The organism is Achromobacter sp. FW305-C-30-7, assembly GCF_058783105.1.
In genome coordinates this window covers 59,617-69,183 of sequence record NZ_JBYSYI010000016.1, presented here as the reverse complement: position 1 = coordinate 69,183, position 9,567 = coordinate 59,617, and the positions used below count along the sequence as shown (strand labels likewise).

General features: G+C 63.7%; 9 protein-coding genes. 2 read left to right on the top strand and 7 right to left on the bottom strand.

Annotation, left to right across the window (positions count from 1 at the left end; genetic code table 11):
- Positions 1–186 precede the first annotated feature (186 nt).
- Both AC3WOB_RS30790 and AC3WOB_RS30785 read right to left on the bottom strand, forming a co-directional pair.
- Positions 187–1,113 carry a 3-hydroxyacyl-CoA dehydrogenase family protein gene (locus tag AC3WOB_RS30790; protein WP_013392931.1) on the bottom strand — a complete coding sequence of 309 codons (927 nt, stop codon included), beginning with the start codon at positions 1,111–1,113 and terminating at the stop codon, positions 187–189.
- A 36-nt stretch (positions 1,114–1,149) separates the two neighbouring features.
- Positions 1,150–2,082, bottom strand: a complete 933-nt coding sequence (locus AC3WOB_RS30785) for an SMP-30/gluconolactonase/LRE family protein (protein ID WP_013392930.1) — start codon at positions 2,080–2,082, stop codon at positions 1,150–1,152.
- 296 nt (positions 2,083–2,378) lie between these two features.
- Between AC3WOB_RS30785 and AC3WOB_RS30780 the strand changes: the two genes are divergently transcribed.
- On the top strand, positions 2,379–3,191 hold the full coding sequence (locus AC3WOB_RS30780) for a spermidine synthase (RefSeq protein WP_492277149.1): 813 nt from the start codon (positions 2,379–2,381) through the stop codon (positions 3,189–3,191).
- A gap of 39 nt (positions 3,192–3,230) precedes the next feature.
- Here the strand turns inward: AC3WOB_RS30780 and AC3WOB_RS30775 are convergent, their stop codons facing one another.
- From AC3WOB_RS30775 to AC3WOB_RS30765, 3 genes are all read right to left on the bottom strand, one after another.
- Positions 3,231–3,983 (bottom strand): SDR family oxidoreductase, encoded by a 753-nt coding sequence (locus AC3WOB_RS30775; RefSeq protein WP_492277148.1) that lies wholly within the window; start codon positions 3,981–3,983, stop codon positions 3,231–3,233.
- 90 nt (positions 3,984–4,073) lie between these two features.
- Complete coding sequence (locus AC3WOB_RS30770) at positions 4,074–5,399, bottom strand: MFS transporter (protein WP_492277147.1); 1,326 nt, start codon at positions 5,397–5,399, stop codon at positions 4,074–4,076.
- Positions 5,400–5,423: 24 nt separating this feature from the next.
- Complete coding sequence (locus tag AC3WOB_RS30765) at positions 5,424–6,623, bottom strand: amidohydrolase (protein ID WP_492277146.1); 1,200 nt, start codon at positions 6,621–6,623, stop codon at positions 5,424–5,426.
- A gap of 126 nt (positions 6,624–6,749) precedes the next feature.
- Between AC3WOB_RS30765 and AC3WOB_RS30760 the strand changes: the two genes are divergently transcribed.
- Positions 6,750–7,658, top strand: coding sequence for a LysR family transcriptional regulator (locus tag AC3WOB_RS30760; protein WP_492277145.1), 909 nt, complete (start codon positions 6,750–6,752; stop codon positions 7,656–7,658).
- A gap of 23 nt (positions 7,659–7,681) precedes the next feature.
- Here AC3WOB_RS30760 and AC3WOB_RS30755 read toward each other — a convergent pair whose 3' ends face one another.
- Positions 7,682–8,953, bottom strand: a complete 1,272-nt coding sequence (locus tag AC3WOB_RS30755) for a rhomboid family intramembrane serine protease (protein WP_492277144.1) — start codon at positions 8,951–8,953, stop codon at positions 7,682–7,684.
- Between the two features lie 100 nt (positions 8,954–9,053).
- Positions 9,054–9,500 carry a hypothetical protein gene (locus AC3WOB_RS30750; protein ID WP_492277143.1) on the bottom strand — a complete coding sequence of 149 codons (447 nt, stop codon included), beginning with the start codon at positions 9,498–9,500 and terminating at the stop codon, positions 9,054–9,056.
- Positions 9,501–9,567 lie beyond the last annotated feature (67 nt).

The window sequence follows — 9,567 nt, the reverse complement described above, 5'->3', positions numbered from 1 at the left end:
CCGGAGCCATCCGAAGCGCAGCCCCACCGGGGCGAGCATCGGAATGGCGCAGGGCAGCCTCGGCGGCTAAAGAACCCCAACATCCGCAAGCTCGAAGCCCTGCCGCCCCGCTGATGATGACGTGCCCCCGAAAGCTGGATTCACGTCCAACTTTCGGTGGTCAGTTCAGACCCGCGACAGCCTGCATTAGGCCAGCGCTTCCTCATCCTTCAAGATCTGCATGGCCTTGCCCAAGGCGACCTGGTAGCGCCGCTGCTCCTGGGCGACGCGGTCCGGCGTCCATTGATAGAAGCCCTTCAGGGAAGGCGACTTGACGCCTATGTTGCCCTGCTCGACCAGCTCGCGCATGAGAGCGCTGGGCCGGTCGTCCGTACGCAGGTGCGGATACATGGTCGCGGCCGCCGCGCAATGGATGTCGATGCCGGCCAGATCCTTCTGCAGCAGCGGGCCGGCCGCGATGTAGCGGAACCCGAACCCGTAACGCACGGCAGTGTCCACGTCCTCGGCGGACGCGAAGCCTTCCTCGACCAGCGCGATCGCCTCGCGCATCAGCGCGTGCTGGATGCGGTTGGCAAGGAATCCCGGCACGTCGCGCTTGACCTGCACCGGCTTCTTGCCGGTATCGCGCATGATGCGGCTGACTTCCTGGGCCATGGCCTCATCGGTCGCCTCGCCGCGTATCACTTCCACGGCGGGCACCAGGTGGGCGGGCATGAAGTAGTGCAGGCCCACCATGCGCGCGCGGGTCTGCAAGCCCTCGCCGATGGCACTGATCGGAAAGCTCGACGAATTGCTGGTCAAGGGAATGGAGGCAGGCGCCAGCTGTTCCAGCCGGGCGAACACCGCGCGCTTGGTTGCCAGCAGTTCCGGCACGCACTCGACCACGATGCGCGTATCGCTCCAGTCGATTTCCTCCATGGTTGCGCTGGTCGCGATGCGCTCGGCGTCGGCCTGGCCGCCGATCATTTCGCTGGACGCGTTCACGCGCTGTGTCGCGGCTGCGCGCGCGGCCGCATCGGGCTCCACCAGCCACACGCGCCAGCCCGCCGCATGAAAACCGGCGGCGACGTCGGCCCCCATGGTGCCCGCGCCCAGCACAATTGCCTGATCCATCTGTTCTGTCCTTTTGGTAGTTGGAGAATGTCTTACTCAGAGGGCCTGCGGCGCCGGCAGATACATGGGCTTGCCCGCCACGTCGAGGTCGACGCGCAGGATGCTGGCCGAACTGGACTCGGTGATGTAGAGCGTGCGGCCCGCGGGTCCGCCGAAGGCCAGGTTGGTGGTGTGCAGCCCCTCGGGAGACTGGATGCGTAGAGCCGGCTGGCCCAGCGCATCCATGCACCAGACGGTGCCCAGCCCCACGTGGGCGATGCACAGGCCGCCCTGCGCATCCAGCGCCAGGCCGTCCGGCCCGCCGCCGCCCGACATCTGGATGAAGGTGCCGACCTTGCCGACCTGGCCGTTGCGCAACAGCGGCACCTTCCAGATGGCATTGGCCCGCGTCGCCGCGACATACAGCGCGTGCTCGTGCAGATCCATGACCAGGCCGTTGGGGCTGGGTATGCAGTCGAGCAGGCAATCCAGCTGCCCGTCCGGCCGCAAACGGAACAGGCGCCCGGTCGGATCCTGCCAGCCGGTCATGCCCTGGTCGGTGAAATAGAGATCTCCCGCCTCCGAGAAGAACAGGTCGTTGACGCCCTTGAAGCGCTCGATGTTGTAGCGCTCCAGCACCGGGCGCACCTCGCGGCGCTCGAGGTCGAACTGCATGATGCCGTGCTTGTAGTCGGCGATGAAGATGCGGCCGTCGCGGTGGAACTTGAGGCCGTTGGGCCAGCCGTCGTATTGCACCAGCGGCTCGAATTCGCCGCGCGCATCGACGCGCAGGACGCGGCCGTTGATGACGTCCACGCAATACAGCAAGCCGTCCGGCCCGAAGGACGGCCCTTCCAGCAGCGAGCGCGGCGGATTGCCCTGCGGCTGGCCGGCGACCCACTCGTTCAGGTCCTGGCCTTGCCACTTCAGCTCGTCGGGCAGCCGGGCGTGGACCTTGGCCTGAATCCTGGGAACGGGATCGTAGAACATGCGGGTCTCCTCTGATTTTCTGGACGGGAATCTATGCGTCCCGTTTCGAGCAAAATTCTAAGGAGAGCCGAGCATTTAAGGAAATGAAATATATCGAACGAAATTTTCAAAAAAAACGATAGTTGATTTTTCCCGTCCCCAAGGAACTAATGGGTCTTGCGGGCCCGCGCATACGTCGAGCAGCCGCGCGACCGCTCAGAGGCACGATAAGATGATGCGTCCCCTCTTGCCGCTGCCGCTCCATGCTCCGTCTTGCTATCCGCACCGTTCTCGTACTCCTCATTGCCGGTTCGGCATTGCTGCTGCTACGTGGCAACGGCGGCCCGCAACTGATTCATAGCGAAGATTCGCAGTTCGGCAAACTGCTCGTGTTCGAGGAAAACGGCGAGCGCTGCATGAACTTCAACTCCATGCACGACGTCGGCCGCCAGACCTGCATGAGCCTGGAGCATCCCGGGCAGTTGGTGTTTTCCTACACGCGCATGATGATGACCGCGCTCTACATCAATCCCAAGCCGCGGAACATACTGATCGTCGGATTGGGCGGCGCCACGCTGCAAAAGACCTTGGCCGCGCTGCTGCCCGATACCGTCATCGATACCGTGGAAATCGATCCGGCGGTAGGCAAGGTTGCGGCGCGCTACTTCGGCTACCAGCAGGGCCCCAGGCAGCGCCTCTACCTGGAAGATGGCCGCGCCTACATCGAACGCGCCCATCGCGAAGGTCTGCAGTACGACATGGTGATGCTGGATGCCTTCGACGTCGACTACATCCCCGAACACCTGATGACGCTGGAGTTCCTGCAACACGTGCGCGGCATCCTCGCGCCGGGCGGCGTGGCGGTGGCCAACACCTTCACCGAGAGCCAGCTTTACGCGCGCGAGTCGGCGACCTACGCGGCGGTGTTTGGAGCATTCTTCAATCTGCAGACGGGCAATCGCGTCATCATGGCGGTCAATGGCGAGCTGCCCGGCCGTGATGAACTGGCGCGCAATGCCGCGGCGTTGGACGCCAGCCTCGGGCCTTTGGGCGTCGATCTCAAGGAAGCCTTGGGCCTGTTCTCGCGTCGGGAAGATATTGCGGACGACGCGCCGGTCCTGCGCGATTGAGTGGACCCGACGCCGGGGCGCGGCCTGTCGGCCGCGCGCTCACTTCACCGCCGAATTGCCGCCGTCCGCGTAAAGCGCGGATCCCGTCACGAAGCTTGCCATCGGACTCGCCAGAAACAGCGCAGCCGAAGCAATTTCATCAGCGCGCGCAATACGCTTCATGGCATGCAGCTTGGCAGCCCAGTCTTTCTGTTCCTGGTTTCCGGCCATTTCCGTGTCCACACCGCCGGGCAACAGCGCATTGGCCCGGATGCCTTGTGCGCCGTAGTCTGCCGTGATGCCCTTGACCAATCCCATCAGCGCGGCTTTCGACGTCCCGTATGCTGCCATCCCGGGCAAGCCCACGCTAGTCCCCACAAAGCTGGACACGAAGACCAGCGCGCCGCCACCCCGCTCCAGCATGGCCGGGATCTGGTGGCGCGCGCCCAGGAATGCCGCGGTGAGATTGACGCTCAACGTGCACTCCCACTCGTCCAGGGCGACTTCCGCCAGCGGCTTGACAGGGCCGATGGTGCCGGCATTGTTTACCGCGATATCCAGGCCGCCGAATTCGCGTTGCGCAGCTTGCACCGCTTGCCTGTGCGTTTCCGGCCTGGCGACATCGCCGGCCGAAACGCAGGCCCGCCCACCGGCGCTTCTGATCTCGCCCGCCACTTGATCCAGAAGTTCACGGCGTCTCGCGGTCAGCACCAGCGCCGCGCCCTGGGCCGCCAGCAGCAACGCTGTCGCGCGTCCGATACCCGATGACGCACCTGTCACCAAAGCAACTTTTCCAGCAAGAATCAAAGACATCGGCGTCACCTCCAGGCATGAATAATGCCTGCATCCTATAAATGCGAGCGCGCCTTGTCGTCCCGTTTCTTGCTGTCTATGCGCGGCCTATCACGCCACTGATCGGCGCTGCGCCATCCGTCCCGGCAACGCCTGAGGCGCCTGCCTGGCCTCATCGGCAGGCCGTATCAACAGGCAGCCCAGCACACCGAGCGCGCCGCCGGCAAGGCTGTAGAACACGGGCGCCAGTGATATCCCCGTGGCCTGGATCAGCCAGGTGACGATGAACTGGGCGAATCCGCCAAAAATCATGACGGCGACGTTGTAGCAAACCGCCAACCCGGCCGAGCGCACGTTCGTCGGAAACTGTTCTCCCAGCGCCGTCGCAAACGGTCCGAGAAAGCCACCCAGCAATATGCTCAGCACGGTGAACGCGACGATCAGATTCGGCAAGGTCGGCGTCGACTGCACCCATGAGAACAGCGGATACATCAATATTGCGTAGGGCAGCAGAAACGACAGCATCACCGGTTTTCTTCCACGGCGATCCGAAATCGCGCCGGAAATTGGAATGATGACGATCAGCGCCAGCAGCCCGATGGCCTGCGCGGTGAAGGCATCGTGCAGCGTGAAACCGAACTGGCGGGTCACAAAAGTCGGCAGATAGATGATGAATGTATAGACGGAGGCCGTGGCGCACGTGGTCAGGCACAGCGTGGCGGCGATGGACCGCGGAAAGCGACCCAACATGGCTGCCAGACTAACCGTCTCCCCCTTGCGCAGCGACGCCGCGGACTCTTCGGGCTCGTCCAGATAGCGCCGGATCCACCATCCCAGCGGTGCGATCAGCAGCCCCACGACAAACGGAATGCGCCACATCCCATCGAGCAACTGTTGCTCGGTGAAGATTGATGTCAGCAGAAACCCCGTGGCGGCGCCGCCCAGATTAGCGAGATTCTGGCCGAACATCTGCCACGCGCCATAGAGCCCCTTTTTGTCCTTGGGCGCGGCCTCCACGAGATAGGCAGTGGACGATGCGAACTCACCCCCGGTTGCAATCCCCTGCATCAGGCGGGCCAGCACGATCATGATGGGCGCGGCGACGCCTATTGTCGCGTACGAAGGCGTAAAGACCATGATGAGCAAGGACACCGTCATCAATGCAATGATCAGTTGCAGCGCGGACTTCCTGCCTTTGCGGTCCGCGTACATGCCGATAGCAATGCCGCCTATCGGGCGCGTGACGAAGCCGACTCCGAACGTCGCCAGCGTCAGCAGCAACGCGGTATGTTCGCCCGCTTCCGGAAAGAACACCTTGGCAATGATGAACGCCATCGCCGCGAACACGCCGAAGTCATACCATTCGAGCGCATTGCCAAATATCGCCGCCGTCAATTGCAGCCATCGCGGGGCGCTCTTCTTTTTTGTGTTATCCATGTCTAGTCTCCTCCCAACTGCTACCTAGTTGTTGTTGTCCAGCGGCAGCGCTCTTTCGGCTATCCGGGAAAGGACCGCGCTTCCAATCGGAATGGCGGCATCGTTGAAATCGAAGTGCGAAGTGTGCAGCCCGTGCACATGATCCGGATCGCCCGTGCCGAGGTGCAGATACGCCCCAGGCCGCTCGCGCAGCATGTAGGCGAAATCCTCCCCGCCCAGGCTGGGCACCGGATGCCGGACGACATGCTGTTCGCCCACCACGTCCTGCGCCGCCAGCCTGGCCAAGCGGGTCTGCGGCTCCGTATTGACCGTGGCCGGCACGTTCGGCTCATAGTCCAGGGTCGCCGATCCGCCCAGCCCTCTCGAGACGCTTTCCACGGTTTCGCGCAGGCGGGCCTGCAGGACTTGCTGCACTTCCGGCCGCAACGATCTGGCGGTGCCCGTAAGCACCACCTCGTCCGGTATGACGTTGAAGCCGGCCAGATTGCCTCCCGCCACGGCGCACAGGCTGAGCACGCCGGCGTCCAGCGGGTCCAGGCTGCGGCTCACGATGGAGTGCGCCGCAACGATGACGTGGCCGGCGATCAGGACCGGGTCTACCGTTCTTTGAGGCGCAATCCCCCCGTGGCCGCCCTTGCCCTGGATCCGGATCGTGATGCGATCGGACGCCGCCATGACGGGCCCGATCGGAATGGATACCGTCCCCAGAGGGAGTGCCGGCCAGTTGTGCAGCGCGTATACCTCTTGCATCGGGAACCGCTCGAACAGTCCATCCCTGACCATTTCCAACCCGCCGTTGTGCCCCTCTTCTCCGGGTTGAAAGATCAGATAGACCCCGCCATTGAAATTGCGGGTGCGCTGCAGATAAGCGGCGGCGGCCAACAGCATGGCGACGTGGCCGTCGTGGCCGCAGGCATGCATCTTTCCGTCATCGGCCGACGCGTAACCGAGTCCCGTGCATTCGCGCATGGGGAGCGCGTCCATGTCCGCTCTCAGGCCTATCGCCCGCCCGCTGCTCGTTTCCCGGCCTGGAATGAATCCGACCACGCCCGTACGGCCGATGTTGGCATGGAACCCGATGGAGAGCCGGCGCAGCTCTTCGCAAACCAGCGCCGCCGTCCGGTGTTCCTCGAAGCCTAATTCTGGATGCGCGTGCAGATCGTGGCGGATTTGCTGGTACCTGGCGGCGTCCGCAGACAATTGATCTAGGATTTCTTGTGGCATGGGCTTGGGTTTTCGTTATTGAAGATTTTGTCGACACATGTTCACTACCGCCCGAATGGTAGAGACACGGTAACCATGCCGTAAAATGCTATTTAACGATGCCCGTCATACTAATAAGGTATAGCCATGGATCTGCGGCAATTGCGCTACTTCGTTGCCGTCGCCGAACGCGGCAGCATCAGTCTCGCGGCTCAGTCGGTGCACATCGCCCAACCGGCATTGACCCGCCAGATCCAGGCATTGGAAGAAGAGCTGGGCACCGCCGTTTTTGAACGAACCACTCGCGGCGTCCACCTGACCGAAGCGGGCAAGCAGTTGCTCCTGGACGCCAACCGCCTGCTGGGCGATGCGACCGCAGCAATGGAGCGCGCCCAGCGCGCGGGACGCGGCGAGATCGGGCACCTGACCATCGCCCTGCCGGTCATGCTGACGTTGCGTTCCTTGCTCGCCGATGCGCTGCGGTTATTCCGCCGGGAAGCCCCAGGGGTCTCATTGACGCTCAGCCATCTGCTTTCGGATGCGCAGATCGAACTTCTGCCCACGGGCAGGCTGGACGCAGGATTCACGCTGTTCAGGCCGCTCGACGATCCCGCGTTCAACGGCATCCCCATCTACTCCGAGAAGATGCTGGTCGCCTATCCTGCGGACTGGCATTGGGACAATGGCGGCCCGACGTCCTTGCGCGAACTCGCCGCCCGGGACTTCATCTGGCTGCCGCGCAATGCAGCGCCCGTCTGGCACGACAGGCTGATCCATTGCTTTTTCAAGGCAGGATTCGTGCCCCGCTCCTCGATACAGGGCGTGGATGTCGGATCGATGCTCACCCTGGTCGCCGCGGGCTTGGGCTGCACCGTTCTGCCCGACTCGGCCACGCGCGCCGCGCCGCCGACCGTCGCCTTCAAGGAACTGCCCGATCTGGACGTAGTTCAGCATTGGGAGCTGGTCTGGCGGGCCGACAACCAGTCGGCGCCGCTCGAGCGGTTTATCGACATCGTCACGACCCATGTCGCGGACCCTAGCCGCCGTCTTGTGTGAAGGGCGGCAGGCTGCGGCCGGCGCTACCTCGCGCAACTCCAGTACGGGCAACCCGAGCGCCCGATGATCGCCAAAGCCAGCTCGCCCGGCCGGCGGAGCATGCGTTTCATGGCATTTGCCTGCGCCAGCAATGGCGCTGAATCCGTGCGGTACATGCCCTTCTGGTCGAGCAGGAAGTTCATCTTCAAACGCGCCTCGCGCGCCTTTTCCGGATCGAGTTCGCCGCCGTCTGCTTGAAAGATCGCGCCATAGATCCGTGTTTGAATTCCGCAGTACTGGTCCGCCGCGGTCAACGCCTCTTGCATGGCGCCACCCGTGTAGAGTCTGCGCAACCCTGCGATCTGCGCCTGGCAGCTTTGGTACTGCAGCGGCATGAACCTTGCCAACAAAGCCTGGTCCCTGTCGCCGGCTTTCGCACAGCTACGCAGATCCGGCGTCTGCGATCCGTCGCGCGCAGCGGCGGACAACGCGCCGGCGATGCACTCATCCAACGATGGCGCTTTCCACAGCGCCTGGGCCGAGCCCAGCAATCCCATCTTTCCCAGCGTGCGCCCGAACTGCGCGGCGGCAAGCTGTTCCTGCATGCCGCGGTCATGATTGCCGAGCGTCACTGCGACCAACGCCACGGAGCTGAGCGCACCGGCGGCGGCCAGGACCGCCCCCGCCGTCATGGGCCGCAAGCGCTCGGCATACAGCGCGATACCCCCAAGCAGCGCCCCCGACAGCAAGCCCCCCAGGTGCGCCGCGTTATCGACGTCGAACGCAAAGCCCGCGCCGAAGGTCAGCACCAGGCTGAACAGCAGATTGCCCGGCGGGATGTGCGGCCGGCCCATGCGCCGGTCATGCAGGCCGTAAACGATGGCCGCCCCGAAAATACCCAGGATCGCGCCAGACGCACCGCAGCTCAGGAAAAACTCGTCGCGATGCCATAGCGCGGTGACCAGGCTGCCGCACAGACCCGACAGCAGATACACGCCCAGGAACACCCAGGAGCGCATGCGCGCCTCCAGGATGATCCCCAGCGACCATAGCGCCAGCATGTTGATTGCCAGGTGCAGGAAGCCGATGTGCAGGAACATGCTGGTGAACAGGCGCCAAGACTCGCCCGACAAGGTCAACGCCGGCACGTTGCCGCCCCAATCGATCAGGAAGGAGGTTTGGCTCAGGCTCTCGAACGCTCGCGTGTCCAGGAATCCCGCCACGCAGTACACCGCGATACTGCAGGCGATGAGCAAGAGCGTGATCTTGCTGGCGCATATTCTTTTGAGCAGGGACGTGCGTTGGAATGGAGGCATCAGGTAGGCATGTCAAAGAGTGGGCATTATCTTAACCAAGCCGCGCGCCGGCCAGCAGAACCCCGAAGCGTGCGTGCGCTGCATCGATGCAGCGAGCGTTTCAGCCACCGGTCTTCGGCGCTGGTTCCTCGTTGCCGCACCCTGCGTATTGATATCGGCCCGGCTTGCCGAGCTTTGCCGTGAACGTGCATGGCTCGCCGGAATACGCGTGCGTGGCCTGCACTTTCAGCACATTGCCGGCAACAACCACGCTCTGCTTGCCCTGCCCGCAACTCCAGAAGGTGGTCGAGAGTTCCGCAAAGGTCTGCTCCGCAACGAGCTTGGCGGGACGGCCGGAGGTCGCGGAAGCGACCCATTGAATTCGGACGCGGCAGCTGACGTGCTCGAACCCCACCTCTTCCACCACGATCCGGTACGCGCCCTTGGCCGCGCCATCGTTCCAGCGGCCGCCCTGCACCACGCGCGCGATCGACGCCTCCGCCTGCGTTTCAGCGACAGCCCCGGTCGCCTGTAGCGTCAGCAATAGGAGCACCGCAAGTGTTCTCATGACTTTCATTCCGCAGACCGCCTGGAGTTATCAGTGACCGCCAAGCGCTCCGTCAGTGCGCTGCCGT

What these genes read in the sequence shown, in the direction of transcription:
- AC3WOB_RS30750 (WP_492277143.1), bottom strand. Translation starts at nt 9,500, where the DNA reads ATGAGAACACTTGCGGTGCTCCTATTGCTGACGCTACAGGCGACCGGG.
- AC3WOB_RS30770 (WP_492277147.1), bottom strand. Translation starts at nt 5,399, where the DNA reads ATGGATAACACAAAAAAGAAGAGCGCCCCGCGATGGCTGCAATTGACG.
- AC3WOB_RS30765 (WP_492277146.1), bottom strand. Translation starts at nt 6,623, where the DNA reads ATGCCACAAGAAATCCTAGATCAATTGTCTGCGGACGCCGCCAGGTAC.
- AC3WOB_RS30790 (WP_013392931.1), bottom strand. Translation starts at nt 1,113, where the DNA reads ATGGATCAGGCAATTGTGCTGGGCGCGGGCACCATGGGGGCCGACGTC.
- AC3WOB_RS30785 (WP_013392930.1), bottom strand. Translation starts at nt 2,082, where the DNA reads ATGTTCTACGATCCCGTTCCCAGGATTCAGGCCAAGGTCCACGCCCGG.
- AC3WOB_RS30775 (WP_492277148.1), bottom strand. Translation starts at nt 3,983, where the DNA reads ATGTCTTTGATTCTTGCTGGAAAAGTTGCTTTGGTGACAGGTGCGTCA.
- AC3WOB_RS30755 (WP_492277144.1), bottom strand. Translation starts at nt 8,953, where the DNA reads ATGCCTCCATTCCAACGCACGTCCCTGCTCAAAAGAATATGCGCCAGC.
- AC3WOB_RS30760 (WP_492277145.1), top strand. Translation starts at nt 6,750, where the DNA reads ATGGATCTGCGGCAATTGCGCTACTTCGTTGCCGTCGCCGAACGCGGC.